Genomic DNA, 24,358 nt, shown 5'->3' on the forward strand with positions numbered 1-24,358 from the left:
AATCCATGGTCAGCGCCTGATTGGATATGTTTGACGGATGAGCAAGGTGTGAATGCGCACCCCCTTGACCCCGGCCCTTCGCGATCATACCTGCAGGCCATGGCCTTACTCCCAATCATAGAGACCCCGGATCCCCGGCTCCGCGTCATTTCCAAGCCCGTCGAAACCTTCGACGCCGAGCTCAAGACGCTGATCGCCGACATGTTCGAGACGATGTACGACGCCCCCGGTATCGGGCTGGCCGCGATTCAGGTCGGGGTGCCGAAGCGCATCCTGGTGATCGATCTGCAGGAAGCTGATCCCGAGGATGAAGAGGGCAAGAAGGTGATCCGCGAGCCGCGCGTCTTCATCAATCCTGTCTTTTCCGACGAGAGCGAAGAGCATAGCGTCTATCAGGAAGGCTGCCTGTCGGTCCCCGAGCAGTACGCCGATGTGACGCGCCCCGCCGAGGTGACGGTCGACTGGCAGGACGCCGACGGCAAGCATCATCAGGAACGCATGACCGGGCTGATGGCAACGTGCATCCAGCACGAGCATGATCATCTGGAAGGCATTCTCTTCATCGACCATCTGTCGCGGCTGAAGCGCGACATGGTGCTGAAGAAACTCATGAAGATGCGCAAGGCGGCTTAAAAAGTAGCGACTTGAGGTCGCTTCTCGTCGTCATTGCTTCGCTTCGCTCGCAATGACGATTCAAAGCAATGCGTCAGACTCTCATCCACAGCATTATGCTGTTCCCCGGCGAAGGCCGGGGTCCATGCGATTTTATCTGAAGTTCGTTTTTGCACGCTGGACCCCGGCCTTCGCCGGGGAACAGTTGTGCGGCGGGATTACCCCGCCTTGGCGACCGCGACCATCGCGGGGCGCAGCAGGCGGTCCTTCATCATATAGCCGGCCTGCATTTCCTGCACGATCGTGCCGGCGTCCTTGTCGCTCGGAATTTCGAGCATCGCCTGATGCTGGTTCGGATCGAGCGGCAGGCCGATCGCGGCGATGCGGGTGATGCCGTGGCGTTCGAACACGCTCATCAACTCGCGCTCGGTGGCTTCGAGCCCGGTGACGAGCGGCTTGATTGCCTCGTCGGCGCGCTGTTCGTCGCTCAGCGAAGCGAGCGCGCGGCCGAGATTGTCCGCAACCGACAGAATGTCGCGCGCGAATTTGGTTGCGGCATAGGCGTGGGCGTCGGCGACTTCCTTCTCGGCGCGGCGACGCACATTCTGCGTCTCGGCGCGCGCATAGAGGATGTCCTGCTGCGCGGTCGCGAGCTGTTCGGTCAGCTTGGCTACCTCGTCATTCGCGCCTTCGGCGGGCGCGTTGGTTTCAACTTCGGGGTTCGCGCCGTCTTCGACCGGCGTGTCATTCTCTGTATTTGTCATAAACCTATCGTATCAGTTTGGAGAGCGATTGTGCGGTGAAATCTACCATGGGTACGATCCGCGCATAGTTCAAGCGCGTCGGGCCAATCACCCCGACAACACCGACCACGCGGCCGTCGCTGCCATGATAGGGCGCGGCGATAACCGACGATCCCGACAGCGAGAAGAGCTTATTCTCCGACCCGATGAAAATGCGGGTCGCGCTGCCGTCGCGCGCGCTGTCGAGCAGATGCGCGATATCCTGCTTGGTCTCAAGCTCGTCGAGCAACTGGCGCACGCGGTCGAGGTCGCCGACCGCGCTCTCGTCGAGCAGATTGGCCTGACCGCGCACGATCAGCACCGGGCGGTCGGCGCCGTCGGACGACCATATCGCAAGCCCGCGCGACACCAGATCCTGCGCCGCGCGGTCGATCGCGATTCGCTCGGCTTCGATTTCGCGCCGTACCCGCGCCATCGCTTCGGTCAGGGTCAGCCCGGCGAGCATCGCAGTGATATAATTGCCGGCCTCGACCAATGCTGACGGGTTGAGCCCCACCGGAAGGTCGATGACGCGATTTTCGACCGCGCCGTCATTCGCGACGAGGACGACGAGCGACTGGCTCGCCGACAAGGGCACGAAGGCGATTTGTTTGAGCACGCGCTCATGCTTGGGGACGAGGACGAGGCCGGCGCACGCCGACAGCCCCGACAGTGCCGAGGTTGCCTGCGCCAGCGCGCTCTCGATCGGCCCGGCGTCGGACAGGCTCGCCTCGATCTGCGCGCGGTCTTCGGCCGATGGTTCGGCGACCTGCATCATCCCGTCGACGAAGAGGCGGAGGCCCTGTTCGGTCGGCAGGCGCCCCGCGCTGGTGTGGGGGCTGGCGAGCAGGCCAAACTCCTCGAGATCCTGCATGACGTTGCGGATCGACGCGGGGGAGAGGTTGAGCGCGGTGAGTTTCGACAGCGTGCGCGATCCCACCGGCTGGCCGGTTTCCAGATAGGCATCGACGACCATCCGGAACACGTCGCGGGCGCGCGTGGTGAGTTCGGTGATCGGCAGCGTGGTCATAGGGGGGATTTAGGGATGGGGAGGGGCGGGGGCAAGCGTCGCACGACGATGCTGGCGTCATCCCCGGGGTGGTGAGGGGCCAGCTTTTCCGGCGCCGTCGCCAAGCGGAATTCTCGTCTTCGCGGGGATGGCGAGGAAAAAGGGATGCAATTGGCGGGTCTTATGCTTAGCCTCCCGTCCCGGGGGAGAAATATATGACCACACGACCGCTGAACCAGGACGACCGGCTCGACGATTTCGAGCATCGCGAGATCATCCTGCTCGGGCGCAAGCAGCGCGTCTATACGATGGGCAGCGGCCCCGCGGTGATCGTGATGACCGAAATGCCGGGGATCAGTCCGCATGTTGCGCGGTTTGCGCGCTGGGTGCGCGATGCGGGCTTCACCGTCTATATGCCGCATATCTTCGGCAAGGACGGCGCGGTGCCGCGCATGCCCGGCGCCGTGTTCACGATGATCGGCGGCTGCATCAGCCGCCAGTTCCGGGCCTTCCAGTCCAATGAAAGCTCGCCCGCGACGCAGTGGCTGCGGGCGCTCGCGGCGCTGGCGCACAAGGAATGTGGCGGCAGGGGCGTCGGCGCGATCGGCATGTGTTTCACCGGCAATTTCGCGCTGTCGATGATGCTCGAGCCCGCCGTGCTCGCGCCGGTGCTGGCGCAGCCGTCGCTGCCGCTCAACAATCCCGCGGGCATGCACATCGCCCCCGACGAACTTGCGGCGGTGAAGGCGCGGATGGAGGCCGAGGATCTGACCGTTCTCGCCTACCGGTTCGAGGGCGACAAATTCTGCAAGGCCGCACGCTTCGCCGCCTATGAGGATGCGCTCGGTGACCGCTTCATCGGCCGCGTGCTGCCCGACAGCGCCGCGAATCCCGACAGTCCGATGAAAAACCCGCACAGCGTCGTCACCATCCACCTGATCGACGAAGCGGGTCAACCGACGGCCGAGGCGCGCGACGAAATCCTCGAATTTTTTCGTATGCGGTTGAGCGATTGACGCCGTGCGCCTATGCGCGGCGCCAATCACCCATTGAAAGGAAACTCCATGCGACCCTCAGGCCGCGCGCCCGACCAGATGCGCTCCATCGCGATCGAACCCGCCTTCACCATCCATGCCGAGGGCAGCGTGCTCGTCAGCTTTGGTAATACGAAGGTTCTGGTGACTGCCAGCGTCGACGAGAAGGTTCCGCCCTTCCTCCGCGGTAAGGGCGCGGGCTGGGTGACGGCCGAATATGGCATGCTCCCCCGCGCGACGCACACGCGCGGCAGCCGCGAAGCGGCGAAGGGTAAGCAGTCGGGCCGCACGCAGGAAATCCAGCGTCTTATCGGGCGCAGCTTGCGCGCCGTCGTCGATATGAAGAAGCTCGGCGAGCGTCAGATCATCATCGATTGCGACGTCATCCAGGCCGATGGCGGGACGCGCACCGCGTCGATTTCGGGCGCATGGGTCGCGCTGCGCCTCGCGGTCGACAAGCTGCTCGCGGCGAAGACGATCAGCGAAGATCCGATCGTCGACAAAGTTGGCGCGATTTCGTGCGGCATTTACAAGGGCACCCCGGTTCTCGACCTCGATTATGACGAGGATTCGGTCGCCGAAGCCGACGGCAATTTCGTGCTGACCGGCAAGGGCCAGATCGTCGAAGTCCAGGCGAGCGCCGAGGGCGCGACCTATGACGAAGAAGGCCTGCTCCGCCTGCTCCGCCTCGCACGCATCGGCTGCACCGAGATTTTCGCGGCGCAGGACAAGGCGACGGGACGCTAATCCCCATTTCGTTACCCCGGACTTGATCCGGGGTGACGAAGAATGAGGTTGTTTCATGACTCACCGCAAACTCGCTCCCGGCAAGCTCGTCATCGCCAGCCATAACGCCGGCAAGGTGCGCGAAATTCGCGCACTGCTCGCGCCCTATGGGATCGAGCCGGTGTCGGCTGGCGACCTCGGGCTTCCCGAGCCTGAGGAGACCGGCGCGACCTTCGCCGAAAATGCGTTGCTCAAGGCGCATGCCAGCGCGTCGGCGTCGGGGCTTCCCGCGCTCGCCGACGACAGCGGGCTCGAGGTTGCGGCACTCGGCGGACGCCCAGGGGTCTACACCGCCGACTGGGCTGAGCGGCAGCCGTTTGAGGGCGAACCCGGCCGCGACTGGTATCTGGCGATGGGCAAGGTCGAAGGCCTGCTCGCCGAACAGGGGCCGGATGCCGACCGCAGCGCCTGCTTCGTCTGCACCCTCGCGCTCGCCTGGCCCGATGGCCATGCCGAACTGTTCGAGGGGCGGGCGCAGGGCAGCCTGACCTGGCCGCCGCGGGGGATATTGGGCTTCGGTTATGATCCGGTGTTCGTTCCGACTGGCAAGACGTTGACTTACGCCGAAATCGATCCGGCGGAAAAGCATGCGATCAGCCACCGTGCCGATGCGTTCGCGAAGCTGGTAGCGGGCTCGTTCGAGTAGGTCGATAATTTACCCGGGTTTTATTGACTCCCATTATACCCGGATATAATGCGTCGCCATGACTCAGGAACATCAAAGCGTCACGGCCTTTCTTGGCGACACGCAGCTCGCATCGGGAAGCCCCGAAACCGTCACCCGCACGCTCGAGGATCGCTATCCCGGCGATCTGGGCGCGATCCTCGTTTTCGATGATGCGTCGGGTCGGCTGGCTGATCTCGACTATTGGGACGCGGCCAAAACTGCGCCCGCACCCACGGCCGGGCGCCCGCGGCTGGGGGTGAAGGCACGCGAAGTGACGTTGCTCCCACGGCATTGGGATTGGCTGGCAACCCAACAGGGCGGCGCTTCGGCCACGCTGCGCCGACTGGTCGAAGCCGCGAGCAAGGACACGCCCAGCATCCGGCAACGCCGCGACGCCGTCTATAATTTCATGAGCCATATTTGCGGCGATCGTCCGGGCTTTGAAGAGGCGCTGCGCGCGCTATATCGCGACGATGAGGCGGTTTTTGCCGAACTGATTGCCGGATGGCCCGACGATATTCGGGCGCATATCGGACGCTTGCTGGCGGCCGACTGATCGCCCACGGGCGATTCCGGCTTTCACCCGAAGGACGAAAGGGGGTAGGGGGCCGCCTATGGCCGAACCCCTTGCCCTTTATGTCCATTGGCCGTTTTGCGTGTCGAAATGCCCCTATTGCGACTTTAACAGCCATGTCCGCGAGAGCGTCGATCAGGCGGTGTGGCGCGATGCGTTGCTCACCGATTTGCGGCACGAGGCGACGTTGCTGCCCGGTCGCACCGTCGGGTCGATCTTCTTTGGCGGTGGGACGCCCAGCTTGATGCCGCCCGCGACGGTCGCGGCGGTGATTGCGGCGGCCGGAGCCGAATGGGGCCTGACCGATGATGTCGAAATCACGTTGGAGGCGAACCCCAATTCGGTCGAGGTCGATAATTTCGCCGACCTCGCCGCCGCGGGGGTCAATCGTGTGTCGATCGGCGTTCAGAGCTTCGACGCGCAGGTGCTGGAATTTCTGGGCCGCGCGCACAGCGGCGACGAAGCGCGGCGCGCCATCGCGACCGCACAGGATCATTTCGCGCGGGTCAGCTTCGACCTCATTTATGCGCGCCCCGGCCAGTCGCTCGCCGCGTGGGAAAGCGAACTGGAGCACGCGCTCGCGTTCGGCACCGACCATCTGTCGCTCTATCAGCTCACGATCGAACCCGGCACGCGCTTCGCGACGCTCGCGGCGAAGGGCGATCTCACCATTCCCGATGGCGATGCTGCGGCCGATCTGTTCGAGATGACCGATGCGATGACCCGCGCCGCGGGCCTGCCGCGCTACGAAGTGTCGAACCATGCCCGCATCGGGCAGGAGAGCCGCCACAATCTCGCATACTGGCGCTACGCCGATTATGCCGGGGTCGGGCCGGGCGCGCACGGGCGGCGGCTGGGTCAGGCGACCGAGCGCCACAAAAAGCCCGAGAATTTCATCGCGGCGGTGGAGCGCAATAGCCATGGCCTGAAGGTCGAAACCGACCTGCCCGCGAATGAGCGCGCGACCGAGGCGATGCTGATGGGGCTGCGGCTGACCGAGGGCGTCGATCTGGCGCGGATCGAGATGCGGAGCGGGCTGGTGCGGGAAGCGTTCGTCGATGGCGATGCGGTGGCGCGGCTGGTGGGGCAGGGGCTGATGCGCCAAGCGGGCGATCGGCTGACGGTCACGGACGGCGGCATTCTTTTGCTCGACTCGATCCTTTCGGAGGTCGTCAAAACCCACTAACTTGCCTTCGACCCGTTCGTGTCGAGCGAAGTTGAGGCCCCCTCGACTTTGCGTCTGGCCGATGGTCATCTCGACTTCGCCCGATGCGAACGGATATGGGAAAAACGGTTTGGCGCAAGACATCATCCGCGACTGGGACGCCCATCTGGCGCATGAAAAGCGCCGGTCCGAACACACGCGCCGCGCCTATCTGGCAACCGCCGAGCGGTTCAGCGCCTTCCTGTCCGAACATCGCGGCGGCGCGGTCGATGGGGCGATGCTCACCAAGCTCACCCCCAATGATCTGCGCGCCTATCTCGCCACCCGCCGTGCCGAGGGGCTGGGCAATGCTTCGGCGGCGCGCGAACTGAGTGCGCTACGCGGCTTTCTGCGCTTCGTTGGCGGATCGGGCGCCAGCGTGCCGCAACTGCGTGGCCCGCGCGTCAAAAAGGGGCTGCCGCGCCCCGTCTCGCCCGCCGCGGCGCTCGCGCTTGCGCAGGACGTCGAGGATAATGCCCGGCAGGGCTGGACCGGTGCGCGCGATTTTGCGCTGTTGCTGCTGCTCTATGGCGCAGGGCTACGCATCGGCGAGGCACTTTCGCTGACCGGTGTGGCGCTGCCGCTGGGCGAAACGCTGCGTGTCACCGGCAAACGCGGCAAGACGCGGATCGTCCCGATCCTGCCCGCCGTGGCGGATGCTGTATCACGTTATGTTGCGTCCTGTCCGTGGCCGACAGGCAAGGAAGATATGCTGTTCATTGGTGCGCGCGGCGGTCCGCTCGCGCCGGGTGTGGTGCGCGCCAATGTGCGCTCGGCGCGGCGCGCGCTGGGGTTTCCCGAACGCACGACGCCGCACGCGCTGCGGCATAGTTTCGCCACCCATTTGCTCGCGGGCGGGGCCGATCTGCGATCCTTGCAGGAACTGCTCGGCCATGCGAGCCTTGCCTCGACCCAAGTCTACACAGCGGTTGATGCCGCGCATCTGCTCGACATCTACCGCAATGCCCACCCGCGCGCGGGTTAGCTGTCGCTCGGCACCTTCGGCTTCCAGGTGATGACGCGGTAGATATAGAGCAGCACGATCGATCCGATCGCGACCACCGCCAGCGGGCCGATGAAGCGGTCGACTTCGGCGAACTGCTTGCCGAACCAGTTGCCGGCGCCCGCGATTGCGCTGATCCAGATCGTTGACCCCGCGGCGGTCCAGATCAGGAATTTGACCTGCGACATGCCGACCATCCCGGCGGGCAGCGACACCATCGTCCGCGCGATCGGGACAAAGCGGAAGACGAAGACGATTCCCGATCCGAACCGGAGGAACCAGTCGTGCAGTTTCTCGACCTCGTCCCAGTCGAGCGTCAGCCAGCGGCCGTAACGGTCGATCAGCGGCTTGAGCCGTGCATAGCCGAACCAGCGGCCAATCCAGTACCATACCCAGTTGCCGAGCGTCGTTCCCGCGACCGCGACCGCGACCAGCGTCCAAAAATCGAAACGCCCCTGCGCGACCATCACGCCGCTGACGCTCATGATGACCTCCGACGGGATCGGCGGGAACACATTTTCGAGGAACATCAGGATCGCGATGCCGAGGTAGCCCCAGCTATGGATCAGGTTGAGGATGAATTCGGTCATGTAAGGGGGCTATCCTGTTCAGCGGAGGCGACGCGCGATCGCGTCCCAGATCATGCCCGCGGTGTCGCTGTTGTTGAAACGGTCGATCGCGACGATCCCGGTGGGCGAGGTGACGTTGATTTCGGTCAGCCACTCGCCGCCGATCACGTCGATGCCGACGAAGATCAGCCCGCGTTCGCGAAGTTGCGGCCCCAGCACATCGCAGATTTCCTGTTCGCGCGGGGTCAGCTCGGCCGCCTCGGCATAGCCGCCGACAGCGAGGTTTGAACGGAATTCGCCTTCGCCGGGCTTGCGGTTGATTGCGCCCGCGACCTCGCCGTCGACCAGCACGATGCGCTTGTCGCCCTGGGCAACGCTCGGCAGGAATTGCTGGACCATGAAGGGTTCGGGCCAGACCTGTCCGAACATTTCGACCAGCGCACCGAGGTTGGCGCCGTCGGCGTCGATGCGGAACACCGCCTTGCCGCCATTGCCGTGCAGCGGCTTGATCACCACGGCGCTGTAGCGCGCCTGAAAATCCTTCACCGCGTCGAGGTCGCGCGTCACCATCGTCGGCGGCATAAATTCGGGGAAGTCGAGCACGAAGACCTTTTCGGGCGCGTTGCGGACCGAGACGGGGTCGTTGACCACCAAAGTCTCCCCCGCAAGTCGTTCGAGCAGCCAGGTGCCGGTCAGATAGCCAAGATCGAAGGGCGGGTCCTGCCGCATCAGCACGACGTCGATGTCGCGGCCGAGGTCGATTGTGACCGCTTCGCCGAACCTGTAATGATTGCCGGGCTCGCGCTTCACGTCGTGCACGCGGTGCGCCTTCGTCGTCAGCCGCCCGGCCTCCCACGTCAGCCCGCGCACATCATAATGATAAATTTCGTACCCGCGCTCCTGCGCGCTGAGCATCAGGGCAAAGCTGCTGTCGCCCCCGATGTTGATGCCATCCATCGGGTCCATTTGCACCGCGGCGCGCAGGGTCATGCTCTTCTCCTTGGGGCAGTCAGGGCTGCCAGACGTGGACCAGATGGCGCGGCAGGCGCCCCGGCGCAAGCAGCATCACGTCGATCCGTATGTCATCGCGCGGCCGGGCGAAGCGATGCCGCAGCATTTCGGCCGCCGCCGCGACGCGGCGCAGACGATATTGGTCGACAGCAAGGTCAAGATCTTCGGGCCGCTCGCGCCATTTGACCTCGATAAAGGCGACGATGCGACCGCGTCTTGCCACCAGATCAACTTCACCCGCAGTCACCCGCAGTCGCTCGCCCAAAATCCGCCAGCCGTGCAGCCGAAGCCACCACGCCGCGCGGCGTTCGGCGCGCCGCCCGCTGGCTTCGGCCGCGGCGCGCTTCAAACCTTGTCCCTGAGCGCTGGCTTGAGGGTCAGGGCGCGGGCGTAAATCTCGTGCCGGTCGAGCCCGAAGCGCTTGGCGACTGCCTTCGCCGCCTGCGCCACCGGCTTGTCAGCCATCGCATCGCGTAGCGCCGCGTCGAGCGTCGCGTCATCGGCTTCCTCGGCCGCTGTTTCCACCGGCGGGCCGACGACGACGACGATCTCGCCCTTCGGCGGTGCAACGGTGTAGCGTTCGGCGAGTTCGCTCAAGGTGCCGGTGACGCATTGTTCGAACATCTTGCTGATTTCGCGCGCTACCGCCGCCTCGCGGTCGCCAAGTCCCTCGGCCATGGCCGCGAGTGATCCCGACAAGCGCGGGCCGCTTTCGTAAAAGACCAAAGTCGCGCGCAGCCCGGCGAATTCGGCGAGCGTGTCGGCGCGCGCCTTTGCCTTCGACGGCAGAAAACCCGCGAACAGAAAACGGTCGCTGGGCAAACCGGAGAGGGTGATCGCAGCGATCGCGGCACACGGTCCGGGCAGGGTGGTGACGTGCCGCCCCGCCGCGCGCGCGTCGCGGACCAGCTTGTATCCGGGGTCCGAAATCAGCGGAGTTCCTGCGTCGGACACCAATACGACAATTTCGTCGGCCATCCGCGCAACCAGCGCGGCGCGCGTGCGTTCGTCGCTATGATCATGATAGGGGGTCATCGGCACACGCAAACCCAGATGCGACAACAGCTTCGCTGTCACGCGCGTATCCTCGGCCGCGATCACATTGGCCTGGGCCAATGTCGCGGCGGCGCGCGCGCTGATGTCGCCGAGGTTGCCGATGGGCGTCGCCACGATATAGAGTCCGGGCAAGGGAGAATTTGAGATGGTCGAATCTGGCATAACGCCGAAAATGGCAGAAACTGCCGCCAAGCGCCAAGACTATGCGTCGCCGCGCCGGCAAATGCTGCGCGGACTCGGCGTTGTGGCGATGGCGGGGCTGCTCGCGGCGTGCCAGGTTGTACCGAAAAGCGGCGGCCCCGCGACGGTCGCTCCGCCCGAACGCCCCGATGAAAGCGTCGGCCCGGGCCTTCCGACAGACACCGACCGCCACCGCGTCGCGCTGCTCGTTCCGCAGACGGGCGCGAATGCCGACGTCGGCACCGCGATCGCCAATGCGACGACGATGGCGCTGCTCGATTCGCGCACCGAGCGCGTCCGCATCACCACCTATGACACCGCGCTCGGCGCCGCCGCCGCTGCGCGGCAGGCGATCGCCGACGGCAACAAGCTGATCCTCGGCCCGCTGCTCAGCGAAGATGTCGCTGCGGTTGCGCCGGTCGCGCGCGCGGCGAAGGTGCCCGTTCTCAGCTTTTCGAACGACAGCAGCGTCGCGGGCAACGGCGTCTTCATCATGGGCTTCGTCCCCGGCCAGTCGGTCGAGCGTGTCGTCGCTTTTTCGCGCGGCAAGGGGCATGTCCGCTTCGGCGCGCTCGTCCCCAAGAACGTCTATGGCGACCGCTCGGCGGCGGCCTTCCGTACTGCGGTCGCCAACGCCGGCGGCACTTTGGTCGCGGTCGAAAGCTATGACCGCAGCGCGACCGCGCTGACCGGCGCGGCGCGGCGGCTCGCCAATGGCGGCGCGATGGACGCGGTGCTGATCGCCGATTCGGGCGGCAATGCGATCCGTGCCGTGCCGGTGATCAAGAGCGCCGGGCCGCGGCAGATATTGGGAACCGAGCTTTGGAACACCGACGCCTCGCTCGGCAGCAATCCGGTGATGCGCGGATCATGGTTCGCCAGCGTATCCGACGGGCTCTATGGCCAGCTCGCGGGCAAATATCGCACCCGTTTCGGCAAGACACCCTATCGTCTCGCCAGCCTCGGCTATGATTCGGTACTGTTGACCGTTCGCATCGCGCGCGACTGGAAACCCGGCACCAATTTCCCGGCCGGCCGGCTGCTTGCCGCCGACGGTTTTGGCGGGATCGATGGCATCTTCCGCTTCAACGATCGCGGTATCGCGGTTCGCGCGCTGGAGGTCAGCGAGATCGGCGCCGGGGGCTTCCGCGTCGTCGATCCGGCCCCGACCAAATGGTAGTCGGGGCTCCGGGCGTGGCATAGGCGCCACAGTCGGGCGAAAAGCGGTACCAATAAACGACAGGTGGCCTTTACGGCGCGCCAGCGTTCACTATATGGGCATTGCGTGCGCGACTGCGCGAATCCCGCGCGCCTATCGTCAATATTCAGGAGATACAGCTATACGCCCGCCCATGACCCGTCGCCCACTTGGACAAACACCGCCCAAGAATGGCCCGCGATACAATGAATTTATCGCCTCCCCGAAAGTCCGCGTGATTGACGAGGAAGGTGAAAATCTGGGCGTAATGCTGACTGCCGAAGCGATCGAACAGGCTGCCGAAGTGGGCCTCGATCTGGTTGAAGTCTCCCCGAACGCCGATCCGCCGGTGTGCAAATTCCTCGACGTGGGCAAGTTTAAATACGAAGCCCAGAAAAAGGCGAATCTGGCGCGCAAGAGCCAGAAGACCCAGGAAATCAAAGAGATCAAGATGCGTCCGAATATCGACGATCATGATTTCGAGACCAAGATGAAGAAGGTCTTCGACTTTCTTGGCGACGGCGACAAGGTCAAGATGACCATGCGTTTCCGCGGCCGCGAAATGAGCCACACGCAGCTTGGCCTCAACGTGCTTCAGCGCGTTGCCGAACTGACGTCGGAAATCGCGAAGGTCGAGGCGCATCCGCGCACCGAAGGCCGTCAGATGCTGATGGTCATCGCGCCGAAATAAGCGCCTTCCGGCAAATCAGCCGATCGAAAATTTCAGGGCGGTCGTTCCAGCGGGACGGCCGCCCGCTTCGTATCGGCGCTCGATCATCTGCGCGGCCCCGTCGGCGGCGATCGCGAGCAGTGTCGAGCAGCGCGTGCCATAGACATCGCCGTGCAGGAACAGCGCCGGATCATCCTCGGCGGTCAGCAGGTCGAGCAGCGCGCCGGGGTCGGACTGATTTTCGATCGCGGCTGCCAACGCCATGCGCAGTCGCTCGGCGCGCGGGCAGGGAGTATTGGTTGGTTCATTCGCCAGGGCATGGACGCCGGGCGTCAGCGGCATAATCTGCGGGGTCGGCCGGTTGGTCAGCAGCCGCGCTTCGCCGCCGCTGACTGCGAACAGGTTGAACGCATTGAAGCGATCGAGATCGGCTTCGACCGGATCGGCGAAGCGTCCGTCGCCGCGGAGCATGTCGACGACCAGCGCGCCGCGCGATTCCTTCGCCGGGTCGGGCATCGCGCCGCGCACATTGGTCACCACGACGACGCGCCCGCTCGGCGGATGGACCCCCAGCCAGGTTCCGCCCGCCTGCAAATCCCGCCCGGCGATGATCCCGCTATCGTCGTCCCACGCCGCGAGCGGCGCGCTGGCGCGGGCATGAAACTCATCGCGATTGCCGATCAGGATCAGCGGCCAATCGGCATGGACCTGCCAGGCAAGGGCGACGACGCACATCGCGCGCCTATCGCGCTTTGCGCGCGGCTTGCCAAGCCACCTGTCGCACATTGGCCCCCGCGATCGCTACGTCGCTGTATTGTGAGACTATATCACCGCATTGATGGCGACGGCAAAGAATGATAGCTTCGCCCGATCTTTCTGGAGGGGGAGGTGATTATGACCGAAGTCAGGAAAATGCCGTGGCATCTGTGGGTGGTCGGCGGACTTTCGCTGCTGTGGAATCTGTTTCCGGCAGTCGATTTCACGCTGACGAACATGCAGAATGAATTCTGGCTGTCGCAGTATAATGATGCACAGCGCGCCTTTTTTCTCGGTACGCCTGCATGGGCCAATCTCTGTTGGGCTCTTGGTGGTTTCGGCTCGCTGATCGGCTCGCTGTTGCTGCTCATGCGATCGCGGCATGCGCTGACCGCGTTTTTCGTTTCGGCGGTCGGGCTGGCCGGCGTGACCTATTATCAGCTGGTCCTGAATGCTGATGCGCTGAAGAAACTGCTCGGCGACGTGCCGCTCTATACCAGCGTTGTCATCTGGGTCATCCTGCTCGCACTGATATTCTATTCCCGGCGGCAAGCGGCGGCGGGTGTGCTCCGTTAAACGAAAAAGGGGCGCCGGCGCGGCGCCCCGATCGTTACCGAGCCCGGATGAAGGCGCGGATATCCCCGGACAATTTGTGGCGATCTTCGTCGCGAATATACATCATATGGCCCGCGTCATAGTAGGTGTAGCGGATGCGGTCCTGCGGGATACCGGTACGCGACAGCGCATATTCGGCGGCAAAGAACGGTGTCGCAAAGTCATAATAGCCCTGCGCGACCAGAATTTTCAGTCCTGAATTCTCGCGCAGCGCCTGCCCGAGATAGGGGGCGACGTTGAGATAGGCGTTGGTGTCGCGGCCGCCGAGGCGCCAGTCCCATTGGCCGCCGATGCTGCCAATCGACTGATATTCGCGGTCGGTCTTGAACCCCAGCGTGTCGCGCGACCAGCTGTTGATCGCGGCGGTATAGCCCGCGTCGATCCCGTAAAAGCTGGGATCATTGTCGGGTTCCTCGCCCGCGCTGTCATAATCCTTGCCGGTATAGCGGCTGTCGAGCCGCCCCACGGTCAGCCCGCGGTCGCGCAGCAATTCCTTGTAGAAACGGCCGGGCGTGACGCGCAGGTCGGCGCTTTCCAGATAGGTTTCGGACAGGCCAGTGAAGCGGGCGAGGTCGCGGCGGATCGCGGCGCGTTCCTCGCCCTGCAACTTCTGTCCCTTGAGCAGCGCGGTGGCATAGGGGCCGATCGCCCACTGCCGCGCCTCCTCGGCAAAGGCCGCGGGCGATGCGCCAGTCGCCTTGCCATGATAGAGCGCGGTCACTGCCATCGAGGGCAGGTTGGTGATCGGCGACAGCTCGTTGCCCGGCGTGTCGGCGCCCGCCGCGAAATCGAGCACGGTCGAAATGAGGATGATGCCGTTGAGCGCGACGTCATTATACGTCTCGTTCATCAGCTGGTTGGCGACCGCGGCCGAGCGCGTCGTGCCATAGCTTTCGCCGCCCAGATATTTGGGGCTGTTCCAGCGGCCATTGTTGTTGAGCCACAACCGGATGACTTCGGCGACGGCCTTCGCGTCCTGCGTCACCCCGTAATAATCCTCGGGGTTCGCTTTGCCGATCAGGTGTGAAAAGCCCGTGCCCGGCGGGTCGATAAAGACGACATCGGTCACGTCGAGCAGCGCATCGGGATTGTCGACGATCGGATAGGGCGGTGCGCCGTCATCGCGCGCGTCGCTTGGGATCGCAACGCGCTTCGGTCCGAACGCCCCCATCATCAACCAGACGGTCCCCGATCCGGGACCGCCGTTGAACAGGAAGGTGACGGGACGGCTGGGGTCGCGCGGTTCCTTGACATAGGATGTCGTGACAATCGCCGCCTCGGCGACGCCGTCCTTATTCTTCAAAATCGTCTCACCGATCGTCGCGGCATAGTTGATCCGCTGCCCGCCGAAGGTGCCGCTCAATTTGGTGGTGCGAACCTGCGGCTCATAGTCGGCGGGCTTCTCCGCCTTCGCCTTGTCGGCGGCAGGCGCGTCCTGCGCATAGAGGACGGAAGGCGTGGCGGCGGCAAGCGTCAGGGCAATAAGCGACAGACCCGTTTTCATGCATGTAACTCCCCGGTTTTCGGGGCTGACCCTATGCAGGGAGCGCAAGGGCGGCAAGGCTACTTGTCGGTTACAACGGGGCTTTGGTCGAAGGGGGAGCCTAGCGCCCCCACTTCGTCTTGCTCTGCTTCCCGAACCGCCCCTTACGCGTCCCCGGCTTGCCCTCGTTGCTGCGCCCGACGCGCGGCGCGACCTGCTCGCTCGCCGGCAGCCCCAGCTCGTCGGCCTCCAGCTTGCGGATTTCGTCGCGGAGCTTGCCGGCTTCCTCGAATTCCAGATCCGCCGCTGCGTCGCGCATGCGCTTTTCGAGATCCTGGATATAGGCGCGCAGATTATGCCCGACCATGTGCGCGGGCTTGTCGTCGCCGATCTCGATCGTCACCTGATCCTTCGACGCGACATGGGCGATGATGTCGCCGATGTTGCGTTTGATCGTGGTCGGCGTGATGCCATGTTCTTCGTTATAAGCGTTCTGCTTTTCGCGGCGGCGGTCGGTTTCGCGCATCGCGCGTTCCATGCTGCCGGTGATGCGGTCGGCATAGAGGATGACGCGGCCGTCGACGTTGCGCGCCGCGCGGCCGATCGTTTGCACCAGCGAGGTTTCGCTGCGCAAAAAGCCTTCCTTGTCGGCGTCGAGGATCGCAACGAGCCCGCATTCGGGAATGTCGAGCCCTTCGCGCAGCAGGTTGATCCCGATGAGGACGTCGAACACTCCGAGCCTGAGGTCGCGGATGATCTCGATGCGCTCCAGCGTCTCGACGTCGCTGTGCATATAGCGGACCTTGAGCCCCGCCTCGTGCAAAAACTCGGTCAGATCCTCGGCCATGCGCTTGGTCAGCGTCGTGACGAGGGTGCGGTAACCCGCGGCGGCGGTCTTTTTCGCCTCGACGATCAGATCGTCGACCTGCTCCTCGACCGGTTTGATCTCGACGGGCGGGTCGATCAGCCCCGTGGGGCGAATAATCTGTTCGGCGAAGACGCCCTGGGTGCGCTCCATCTCCCACGTCCCCGGGGTCGCCGAGACGCTGACCGTCTGCGGGCGCATCAAATCCCATTCGGCGAAGCGCAGCGGCCGGTTGTCGATGCACGACGGCAGGCGGAAGCCATATTCGGCCAGCGTGATCTTGCGGCGGTGATCGCCCTTTGACATCGCGCCGATCTGCGGGATCGTCTGGTGACTTTCGTCGACGAAGAGCAGGGCGTTGTCGGGCAGATATTCGAACAGGGTCGGGGGTGGCTCGCCGGGCATGCGGCCGGTGAGGAAGCGGCTGTAATTTTCGATCCCGGCGCAGCTGCCCGTCGCGGCGATCATCTCGAGGTCGAAATGGGTGCGCTGTTCGAGCCGCTGCGCTTCGAGCAGCCGGCCTTCGGTTTCGAGCTCCTTCAAGCGCTCGGTCAGTTCATGTTTGATCGCCTCGCTCGCCTGTTTCAGCGTCGGCCCCGGGGTCACATAGTGGCTGTTCGCATAAACACGGACATAGTTGAGGTTGGCGATCTTCTTCCCCGTCAGCGGGTCGAATTCGGTGATCTCCTCAATCTCGTCGCCGAAAAAGCTGACCCGCCACGCCATATCTTCATAGTGGGAGGGGAAGATTTCGAGGCTGTCGCCACGGACGCGGAAATTGCCGCGCGCGAACGCCTGGTCGTTGCGCTTGTACTGGAGCGCGACGAGCTTGCGGATGATCTCGCGATTGTCGGCGACCTGGCCCTTCTTCAGATCGAAGATCATCGCCGAATAAGTCTCGACCGATCCGATCCCGTAAAGACATGACACCGACGCGACGATGATCACATCGTCGCGTTCGAGCAGCGCGCGCGTCGCCGAGTGGCGCATGCGGTCGATCGCTTCGTTTACCGAGCTTTCCTTCTCGATATAGGTGTCCGACCGCGGCACATAGGCTTCGGGCTGGTAATAGTCGTAATAGCTGACGAAATATTCGACCGCATTGTTCGGGAAAAAGCTTTTGAACTCGCCATAAAGCTGCGCCGCGAGGATTTTGTTCGGGGCGAGGATCAGGGCAGGGCGCTGCAACTCGTCGATGACCTTCGCCATGGTAAAGGTCTTGCCCGATCCGGTGACCCCCAGCAGCACCTGGTCGCGCTCGCCATCCAGTGCGGTGGAGACCAGCTCGCGAATGGCGGTCGGCTGGTCGCCTGCCGGCTCATATTCGCTAACCAGTTCGAATCGCTTGCCGCCTTCGACCTTCTCGGGACGCGCGGGACGGTGCGGGACATAGTCGCCGCTGGTGTCGATTTCCTCGAGCGAGGTACGAATCTGAATTGCCATTGCTGCCAATATGGTATCGATGGCGGCCAACGACAATCATAATGGGTTGCAACCAAATGGCCCCACCCGGGTTTTCGATTTTATCCAACAGGAGGAAGAGTTTATGAAGAAGTTTATGACGGTTGCGGCGCTTGGTGTTGCATTGGCAGTGGCTGGCTGCGGCAAGGCCGACGGCCCGGTCAAACGCGAAGCCGGCAACTGGAAAACCGACGTTAAGCTGGTGAAATTCAACGTTCCCGGCATGCCGGCCGAAATGAAGGACGGCATGGCGAAGATGATGGAAGGCGCCAGCGGTATGGACCAGTGCTTCACGCAGGAGCAGGTCGACAAGGAAGATATCGCGTCCGAACTGGCCAAGGGCCCGGGCAATGGCGGCGAATGCACCTGGTCGAAAAAGGATCTGGCCGGCGGCAAGATCGATATCGCGGGCACGTGCAAGGCCAATGGCCAGACTGTCGATATGGCGATGACCGGTACGATGGAACCCAAAAAGACCGACGTCACGATCACGACCAAGGGCAAGGTGCCGACCGGCGGGGACATGGAAATGGTCATGCAGATGACCAGCACCCACACCGGTCCGTGCAAGGCGGGAGCTGCGCCGGTCGCCGGCTAAGCTCTGATCGCTACGAAGAAACCCGGGAAGGGCGTCGGCTATGCCGGCGCCCTTTCTTGTCGCTGGAATGGGTGTGGCGGACTTGCCGGACGGATCAGCAGGTGGGGCTGCCACACCGTCCGGCGAAGTCACTGTTCATGAAGCCGGGGGAGATTCGAAAAGCGCCAGGGACCAGCTCGCGCTCTTCGGCCCACCGGCTTCAATCCGTCCAGCCGAGACATGTCTCAGGGCGGACCGCGGCGCTGTGGGGGGACACCGCGACGATGAGACAATCGCAGAATGTGCGAAGGACGGGCAGTTACATGGGGTCACGTCGCCCCATGTCGCCGGTTGATAACTCTTTGTTAACCTTGTTCGACGCTTTTCGGGGCCGATTGGCGCGGCCTGTATTTTCTGATATGGGGTCTGACCCATCTGTTACCGTTACACGCTAGTAACAACGGCTGGCCGTACTTCTTGATTGGCGTATCTAGCGCGCAGCTCGTTCGGGGGCATTTGAGGGGTCGCATGGACGACGCGAAAGCGAATGAAACGCAGCACGGCGGGGACACCGACCGGATCATTGCCGAAGAGCTTCAGCGGTTGCTGAACTCGCCGGTCTTTGTCCGTTCGCCGGTCCTGTCGCGCCTGCTTCAGTTTTTGGTCGAGCATCGTCTGCGCGGTGGCCGCGCCTCTCCCAAGGCTTATGCAATCGCGACCGAAGCGCTCGGCCGCAGTGCCGATTTCGATCCTGCCGTCGACAGCTATCCGCGGGTGATGGTCGGGCGGCTGCGCAGCCTGCTCGATCGCTATTATTCCGACACTCCCTGGGTCCATCGCCTGCGCGTGCCACAGGGAAGCTATGAAGTCGTGGTGCAGTATCGCACGGGGCCACCCTCGGCGCGGTCGGCGGAGGAGCGTACCGAGGATATGGGTGCGGTCGCCAAAGGACCGGCGACGCCCTCCGTTTCCGCTGCCGTATCGCCGCCGCGCCGCGTTTCCGCTGCCTCCGGATCGCGGCTGGGCCTTTGGGTCGTGGGCGTCATCATTGCCGGGCTCGCGCTCTTTACCGGCTGGTGGGTGTTCGACGGCCAGAACCGGCTGTTCGCACCCGCACCGGTGCCGCGGCCGATACTGGAGGTCAGCGCCCCGCTGGCCGGGGAAACTCCGCAGTCGCGCGCGCTCGCCCGCGCGCTCGATGGCAAGCTGCGCGACGGACTGCGGCGCTTCGATCTGGTCGACCTGCTCAGCGCGAAAGCGCCGGGCGGCACCACTCCCGTGCCGCGCGCAGACTATCGGCTCGACGCGTCGCTGGTGCGGACGCTCGAAGGGCCCGTCGATGTGACACTGGTGCTCAATCGTGTGGCGGATCAGCGGACCATCTGGTCGCAGCAGATGCGCCTGACCAGCGATCAGGTGCCCGAATTCACCGCGATGGAACCCGGGATAGCCCAGATTGCCGGCGATTATGGCGTGATCGTACGGGACCAGATTCAGCGACAGCCCGATAATTTCGCGGCCGGTTTTCCTTGCGTCGCGCAGTTCAACCGGATGCGCCAGATGCGCAGTCCGACGACCGCCAGACAGGTCGATCGCTGCTTGCGCGCCACGCTTGATGCCAGTCCGCTCGACACGTTCGCGCTCAATGCGCTGTCGTTGCTCCGCTATGGCGACTGGCAACCCCGGCGCGGCACGCCCGAGGGGGCCGAGGCGCTGGTTGAGGCGCGTTCGCTCGCCGAGCGTGCTTATGAAAGCGGTCCCAATACATCGGCCGGGCTGTTCGCCATGGCCCGCGCCCATTTCTACGCCGGCAATTGCCCGGGCGGCAATGCGATGGGCGGCGCCGCGGTCGCGCTCAACCCCTATGATGCCGACATGGCGGGTTTTCTGGGACTGTTCAAACTCGCCTGCGGTCAGATGGCCGATGGCGAAATCCTGTTGCAGCGATCGCTCGATCTCGATGCCTCTTATCCGGGCGTCCCCGCCGTCGCGCTGGCCTTTGTCCTGTCGCAACGCGGCGAGCAGGAGCGCGCGACGCATATCCTCGACCAGATCCCGTCGCCGAGCAAAATGGAGCCGCAGTATCTGATGACGCGGGCGATCGTTCTGGCGCGGGACGGCGACCTTGCCGGGGCACGGCGGATATGGCGGCGACTGACCGACTATACGAAGCAGCCGGCAAACGCGCCGCCCGAAAAAATATTGCGCCAGTTCATGATCACCCCGGTTATCATAGAGCGCGCCGCCGCGGCGCTGCGCGATTCGGGCGTCGTCCCGGGCGCGGCGGTTCCCGCAGGTGGGGCGCCGCGCGAACGGCTTGGGGAATAAACGCACATATTCTTTATGCGTTTGCGACCTGTCGCCAGCCCTCTTGCCAGCTTCGCCGCTGCGCTCTAGGGCATTTTTCAACATTCACGACATAGTCAGCAAAAGGAACTGTGCATGAGCGATTCGGCCGAAAAGGTAAAAAAGATCGTCGTCGAACATCTCGGCGTCGAAGCAGACAAGGTCACCGAAGAAGCAAGCTTCATCGATGATCTGGGTGCCGACAGCCTCGATATCGTCGAACTGGTGATGGCGTTCGAAGAAGAATTCGGCGTGGAAATCCCCGACGACGCAGCGGAGAAGATCGCGACCGTCAAGGATGCGATCGACTATATCGAAGCGAACAAGGGCTAAAGCGGCCCGGTCCGGCCCAGCCGGACGCGGCGGCGACGCCGTCCACGCGTTTCCGGCTTCCCGGTCCAGAGCCTGTGCGCTGTGACCGGGAAGCCTTTTTCTTGGGTACGCGCTGAACCATATTTGGGCCATGCCGCCGTGGCGGATGGCCGACGAAAGGACTGATTATGCGCCGGGTTGTGGTGACGGGATTGGGTTTGGTGACGCCGCTGGGCGCCGATGTGGAAACCGTTTGGGCCAACCTGCTCGCCAGCAAATCGGGCGCGGGTCCGATCACGCATTTCGATGCGTCGGATCAGAAATGCACGATCGCGTGCGAGGTGAAGGGCCCCGACCATGAATATGGTTTCGACCCCGCCAAGCGCGTCGACCACAAGGTGCAGCGTCAGGTCGATCCCTTCATCATCTTCGGCATCGACGCCGCAGGACAAGCGATCGAGGATGCGGGTCTTGAGGATATGTCCGACGAAATGAAGCTGCGCGCCGGCTGTTCGATCGGTTCGGGCATCGGCGGCTTGCCGGGCATCGAAAGCGAAAGCCTGCTGCTCGCCGAAAAGGGCCCCGGCCGTGTTTCGCCGCACTTCGTCCACGGCCGCCTGATCAACCTGATCTCGGGTCAGGTCAGCATCAAATATGGCCTGCAGGGCCCCAACCATGCGGTCGTCACCGCCTGCTCGACCGGCGCACATTCGATCGGCGACGCGGCGCGGATGATCCGTGACGACGACGCCGACATCATGCTCGCGGGCGGCGCCGAGGCGACGATCTGCCCGATCGGTATCGCGGGCTTCGCGCAGGCACGCGCGCTGAACATGAGCTATAACGACCGCCCCGAACAGGCGAGCCGTCCCTATGACAAGGACCGCGACGGTTTCGTGATGGGCGAAGGCGCGGGCGTCGTCGTGCTCGAAGAATATGAACATGCCAAGGCGCGCGGCGCGAAGATTTACGCCGAAGTCGTCGGTTACGGCTTGTCGGGCGACGCCTATCACGTCACCGCGCCGCATCCCGAAGGTTCGGGTGCCTATCGCTCGATGGAAATGGCGCTCAAAAAGGCGGGCATGACCCCTTCCGACATCGACTATATCAACGCGCACGGTACCTCGACGATGGCCGACACGATCGAACTCGGCGCGGTCAAGCGCCTGTTCGGCAATGCCATCGGCGATGTGTCGATGAGCTCGACCAAATCGGCGATCGGCCATCTGCTCGGCGGCGCCGGCGCGGTCGAGACGATCTTCTGCATCCTCGCGATCCGCGACCAGATCGTCCCCCCGACGCTCAACCTCGACAATCCCGATGAAGGCACCGACGGCGTCGACCTCGTTCCGCATGTTGCCAAAAAGCGCGTTGTGAAAGCCGCGCTCAACAACAGCTTCGGCTTTGGTGGCACCAACGCCAGCGTCATCGTGAAAGCGATCGACTAAGCGCCTTATCCTCCCTGTCGCGAAGCGATGGGGAGGGGGCCGCCGCGAAGCGGTGGCAGAGGGGCGCTCTCCGTCAGTTCCTGCTGGACTACCACCTCCCCATCGCTTTGCGACAGGGGGGATTGAAAACCCTCTTTCCTACATCGCGTCGCCATGCTCTATCACCCCGTCGCCGGGCTTCGGCCGGCGGCGATTTTTGGCATGCGCTTCCGTAACTTTTGTCACTTTTGCGTTGTTTGGGAGAAATTCGTGCATCCGTTCCGCTGGCTAACGATCACGATGTTGGCCTTCCTGCTTGCCGCCTGCTCGGGCGGTGCGCCCGAGGATACGATCGTCGTCATCCCGCAGGGTTCGAGCATCGCCAAGGCTGGGCAGATTTTGGAGGAGGCGGGCGTCGTCTCGGCCTCCAGCTTCCGCAACGAAGTCCGCTTCTTTGGCGGGGACGATCCGATCAAGCCCGGCGAATATGAGATCAAGGCCGGGATGGATGCGGGCGACATCCTCGAACTGCTGCAATCGGGCAAGACCGTCCAACGGCTCGTCATGATCCCCGAAGGCATGCCGTCGATCATGGTCTGGGACCGGTTGATGGCCGAAAAGCGCCTGACCGGAAAAGTCGATGTTCCGGCCGAGGGCAGCATCCTTCCCGACACCTATGCCTTCACCACCGGCGAAAGCCGCGCCGCCGTCGTCAAGCGCATGCAGGCGGCGATGGACAAGGCGTTTGCCGAGCTTTGGGCCAAGCGCAGCCCGCGCACCGCGGTCAAGGATCGCAACGAAGCGATCACGCTCGCCTCGATCGTCGAAAAGGAAACCGGCGTTGCTGCCGAGCGCCGCACCGTCGCGGGCGTCTACACCAACCGCCTCGCGGTCGGCATGCGGCTTCAGGCCGACCCGACGATCATCTACCCGATCACCAAGGGCAAGCCGCTCGGTCGCCGCATCCTGCGCAGCGAAATTCAGGCGGTGAATGGCTATAACACCTACAGCATGATCGGGCTGCCCAAGGGGCCGATCGCAAATCCAGGCAAGGGAGCGATCGCCGCCGTGCTCGATCCTGAACCCAATGACTATCTCTATTTCGTCGCCAAGGGCGACGGCGGCCACATCTTCGCGCGCACGCTGTCCGAGCATAATGCGAATGTGCAGAAATGGTATCAGCTGCGCCGCGAGCGGGGCGAGATGGAATAAGGCAAGGACGTCGCCCCTGCCTTCGCAGGGGCGAGGAATAGGGGAGGGACGATATGGCCACTGCGAAACTATTTCTCCACGGCGTCCCCGACAGCCCCGCAATCTGGCGCCCGTTGATCGCGGCGCTGAACCTTGGCGATACACCGGTCGCGGTGCCTGCACTTCCCGGCTTCACCGCACCGCTCCCCGTCGGTTTTCCCGCGACCAAGGAAGCCTACGCCGATTGGGCGGTGGGGCAGGCCGAAGCGCTGTTCGCGGCACACGGCCCGATCGATATTGTCGGCCACGACTGGGGCGCGCTGATCGCGCAGCGTGCCGCGATGCTGCGCCCCGATCTCTTCCGCAGCTGGGCGGTGTCCAACGCGGTGATCGACCCCGATTATCGCGGTCACCGCATCGCGCGGATCTGGAACACGCCGATCCTCGGCGAAATCTTCATGGCGATCAGTCGGCCTGCGGCGCTCGCCAAGGGGCTGGCGGGGCAGGGCATGCCCGCCGACATCGCCGCCGAAGAGGCCGCGCAATGGGCGAACAAGGACAAGCGCCGCGCGATCCTTTGTCTCTATCGCTCGGCCAAGGGGCTGAGCTTCGAACATGACTGGGCGCGCGACATCGGCATATTGCCCGCGAACGGCCAGCTGGTGTGGGGCGAGGACGATCCCTATGTCGAGCTGTCGGTTGCGCAGCGCTTCGCCGCCAATACCGGCACGCCATTGGCGGTGATCGAAGGGGCAGGACATTGGGCTATCGCCGAACGGCCCGCCGAGGTCGCGGCGGCGCTGATCGCCTTCTGGGGCGGTCTGTGATCGACATATCCCATCAGTGTGACCGGCGCACTCCATTGGACCCGTGCGCCGCGCAACCCTATCTGGGCGGCTCGAGATAGCTGGCCCGGGCCTCCCCCCTCCCGTCCAGGCCGCTGGCGCCGCGCCCATCATCGTGACCGCGA

25 protein-coding genes are annotated in these 24,358 nt (G+C 64.1%); 16 read left to right on the forward strand and 9 right to left on the reverse strand.

Annotated features, from left to right (window positions below; all coding sequences use genetic code 11):
- The first annotated feature begins 99 nt into the window (after positions 1 to 99).
- Positions 100 to 633 (forward strand): peptide deformylase, encoded by a 534-nt coding sequence (def, locus tag AC1RRJ_RS03270; RefSeq protein WP_493120282.1) that lies wholly within the window; start codon positions 100 to 102, stop codon positions 631 to 633.
- 197 nt (positions 634 to 830) lie between these two features.
- Here the strand turns inward: def and grpE are convergent, their stop codons facing one another.
- Positions 831 to 1,376 (reverse strand): nucleotide exchange factor GrpE, encoded by a 546-nt coding sequence (grpE, locus tag AC1RRJ_RS03275; RefSeq protein ID WP_493120283.1) that lies wholly within the window; start codon positions 1,374 to 1,376, stop codon positions 831 to 833.
- Positions 1,377 to 1,380: 4 nt separating this feature from the next.
- Positions 1,381 to 2,424 carry a heat-inducible transcriptional repressor HrcA gene (gene hrcA / locus AC1RRJ_RS03280; RefSeq protein ID WP_493120284.1) on the reverse strand — a complete coding sequence of 348 codons (1,044 nt, stop codon included), beginning with the start codon at positions 2,422 to 2,424 and terminating at the stop codon, positions 1,381 to 1,383.
- Between the two features lie 194 nt (positions 2,425 to 2,618).
- Between hrcA and AC1RRJ_RS03285 the strand changes: the two genes are divergently transcribed.
- The 6 genes from AC1RRJ_RS03285 (at position 2,619) to AC1RRJ_RS03310 (ending at position 7,653) form a co-directional block, all read left to right on the forward strand.
- Positions 2,619 to 3,419, forward strand: a complete 801-nt coding sequence (locus AC1RRJ_RS03285) for a dienelactone hydrolase family protein (RefSeq protein WP_493120286.1) — start codon at positions 2,619 to 2,621, stop codon at positions 3,417 to 3,419.
- A 48-nt stretch (positions 3,420 to 3,467) separates the two neighbouring features.
- Positions 3,468 to 4,184, forward strand: coding sequence for a ribonuclease PH (rph, locus tag AC1RRJ_RS03290; RefSeq protein WP_088473067.1), 717 nt, complete (start codon positions 3,468 to 3,470; stop codon positions 4,182 to 4,184).
- Between the two features lie 55 nt (positions 4,185 to 4,239).
- Complete coding sequence (gene rdgB, locus AC1RRJ_RS03295; protein WP_493120287.1) at positions 4,240 to 4,869, forward strand: RdgB/HAM1 family non-canonical purine NTP pyrophosphatase; 630 nt, start codon at positions 4,240 to 4,242, stop codon at positions 4,867 to 4,869.
- 58 nt (positions 4,870 to 4,927) lie between these two features.
- Complete coding sequence (locus AC1RRJ_RS03300; protein WP_493120288.1) at positions 4,928 to 5,446, forward strand: DUF2239 family protein; 519 nt, start codon at positions 4,928 to 4,930, stop codon at positions 5,444 to 5,446.
- A gap of 58 nt (positions 5,447 to 5,504) precedes the next feature.
- Positions 5,505 to 6,650: a radical SAM family heme chaperone HemW gene (gene hemW, locus AC1RRJ_RS03305; protein ID WP_493120290.1), complete on the forward strand. Its 1,146-nt coding sequence runs from the start codon at positions 5,505 to 5,507 to the stop codon at positions 6,648 to 6,650.
- 61 nt (positions 6,651 to 6,711) lie between these two features.
- Entirely contained in the window at positions 6,712 to 7,653 is a 942-nt protein-coding gene (locus AC1RRJ_RS03310; RefSeq protein WP_493120291.1) for a tyrosine recombinase XerC, read from the forward strand.
- On the opposite strand, the gene AC1RRJ_RS03315 is transcribed toward AC1RRJ_RS03310, so the two are convergent.
- The 4 genes from AC1RRJ_RS03315 to rsmI are packed head-to-tail and all read right to left on the reverse strand — an operon-like array spanning position 7,650 to position 10,469.
- Positions 7,650 to 8,261, reverse strand: a complete 612-nt coding sequence (locus tag AC1RRJ_RS03315; protein ID WP_493120292.1) for a DedA family protein — start codon at positions 8,259 to 8,261, stop codon at positions 7,650 to 7,652. The two genes, AC1RRJ_RS03310 and AC1RRJ_RS03315, sit on opposite strands and share 4 nt — an antisense overlap.
- Positions 8,262 to 8,279: 18 nt before the next feature.
- Positions 8,280 to 9,230 carry a glutathione synthase gene (gene gshB / locus AC1RRJ_RS03320; protein ID WP_493120293.1) on the reverse strand — a complete coding sequence of 317 codons (951 nt, stop codon included), beginning with the start codon at positions 9,228 to 9,230 and terminating at the stop codon, positions 8,280 to 8,282.
- Positions 9,231 to 9,249: 19 nt separating this feature from the next.
- A complete protein-coding gene (locus tag AC1RRJ_RS03325) occupies positions 9,250 to 9,600 on the reverse strand; it encodes a YraN family protein (protein WP_493120294.1) in 351 nt (116 codons plus the stop codon).
- A complete protein-coding gene (rsmI, locus tag AC1RRJ_RS03330; RefSeq protein WP_493120295.1) occupies positions 9,597 to 10,469 on the reverse strand; it encodes a 16S rRNA (cytidine(1402)-2'-O)-methyltransferase in 873 nt (290 codons plus the stop codon). Before rsmI ends, AC1RRJ_RS03325 begins: the two co-directional genes overlap by 4 nt.
- A gap of 10 nt (positions 10,470 to 10,479) precedes the next feature.
- On the opposite strand from rsmI, the gene AC1RRJ_RS03335 reads away from it, so the two are divergent.
- Entirely contained in the window at positions 10,480 to 11,667 is a 1,188-nt protein-coding gene (locus AC1RRJ_RS03335) for a penicillin-binding protein activator (RefSeq protein WP_493120296.1), read from the forward strand.
- Positions 11,668 to 11,839: 172 nt separating this feature from the next.
- The gene (gene infC, locus AC1RRJ_RS03340; RefSeq protein WP_493120297.1) at positions 11,840 to 12,376 is read left to right on the forward strand and encodes a translation initiation factor IF-3; all 537 of its coding nucleotides are present in this window, start codon (positions 11,840 to 11,842) and stop codon (positions 12,374 to 12,376) included.
- A gap of 15 nt (positions 12,377 to 12,391) precedes the next feature.
- Here infC and AC1RRJ_RS03345 read toward each other — a convergent pair whose 3' ends face one another.
- The gene (locus AC1RRJ_RS03345; protein WP_493120298.1) at positions 12,392 to 13,090 is read right to left on the reverse strand and encodes an NRDE family protein; all 699 of its coding nucleotides are present in this window, start codon (positions 13,088 to 13,090) and stop codon (positions 12,392 to 12,394) included.
- A gap of 159 nt (positions 13,091 to 13,249) precedes the next feature.
- Between AC1RRJ_RS03345 and AC1RRJ_RS03350 the strand changes: the two genes are divergently transcribed.
- A complete protein-coding gene (locus AC1RRJ_RS03350) occupies positions 13,250 to 13,687 on the forward strand; it encodes a hypothetical protein (protein WP_493120299.1) in 438 nt (145 codons plus the stop codon).
- Between the two features lie 34 nt (positions 13,688 to 13,721).
- Here the strand turns inward: AC1RRJ_RS03350 and AC1RRJ_RS03355 are convergent, their stop codons facing one another.
- Positions 13,722 to 15,230 (reverse strand): S10 family peptidase, encoded by a 1,509-nt coding sequence (locus AC1RRJ_RS03355; protein WP_493120300.1) that lies wholly within the window; start codon positions 15,228 to 15,230, stop codon positions 13,722 to 13,724.
- 100 nt (positions 15,231 to 15,330) lie between these two features.
- Positions 15,331 to 17,517, reverse strand: coding sequence for an excinuclease ABC subunit UvrB (gene uvrB / locus AC1RRJ_RS03360; RefSeq protein ID WP_493120301.1), 2,187 nt, complete (start codon positions 17,515 to 17,517; stop codon positions 15,331 to 15,333).
- A gap of 103 nt (positions 17,518 to 17,620) precedes the next feature.
- Between uvrB and AC1RRJ_RS03365 the strand changes: the two genes are divergently transcribed.
- The 6 genes from AC1RRJ_RS03365 (at position 17,621) to AC1RRJ_RS03390 (ending at position 24,215) form a co-directional block, all read left to right on the forward strand.
- On the forward strand, positions 17,621 to 18,133 hold the full coding sequence (locus tag AC1RRJ_RS03365) for a DUF3617 domain-containing protein (protein WP_493120302.1): 513 nt from the start codon (positions 17,621 to 17,623) through the stop codon (positions 18,131 to 18,133).
- Between the two features lie 507 nt (positions 18,134 to 18,640).
- Complete coding sequence (locus AC1RRJ_RS03370; protein WP_493120303.1) at positions 18,641 to 20,440, forward strand: tetratricopeptide repeat protein; 1,800 nt, start codon at positions 18,641 to 18,643, stop codon at positions 20,438 to 20,440.
- Between the two features lie 114 nt (positions 20,441 to 20,554).
- Positions 20,555 to 20,791, forward strand: a complete 237-nt coding sequence (locus AC1RRJ_RS03375) for an acyl carrier protein (protein WP_003039428.1) — start codon at positions 20,555 to 20,557, stop codon at positions 20,789 to 20,791.
- Positions 20,792 to 20,958: 167 nt separating this feature from the next.
- Positions 20,959 to 22,218, forward strand: coding sequence for a beta-ketoacyl-ACP synthase II (gene fabF, locus AC1RRJ_RS03380; protein ID WP_493120304.1), 1,260 nt, complete (start codon positions 20,959 to 20,961; stop codon positions 22,216 to 22,218).
- A 279-nt stretch (positions 22,219 to 22,497) separates the two neighbouring features.
- Positions 22,498 to 23,409 carry an endolytic transglycosylase MltG gene (gene mltG, locus AC1RRJ_RS03385; protein WP_493120695.1) on the forward strand — a complete coding sequence of 304 codons (912 nt, stop codon included), beginning with the start codon at positions 22,498 to 22,500 and terminating at the stop codon, positions 23,407 to 23,409.
- Between the two features lie 53 nt (positions 23,410 to 23,462).
- Entirely contained in the window at positions 23,463 to 24,215 is a 753-nt protein-coding gene (locus tag AC1RRJ_RS03390) for an alpha/beta fold hydrolase (RefSeq protein WP_493120305.1), read from the forward strand.
- Positions 24,216 to 24,358: the final 143 nt, after the last annotated feature.

The sequence above is a fragment of the Sphingopyxis sp. GW821-FHT12C06 genome, from assembly GCF_058807415.1.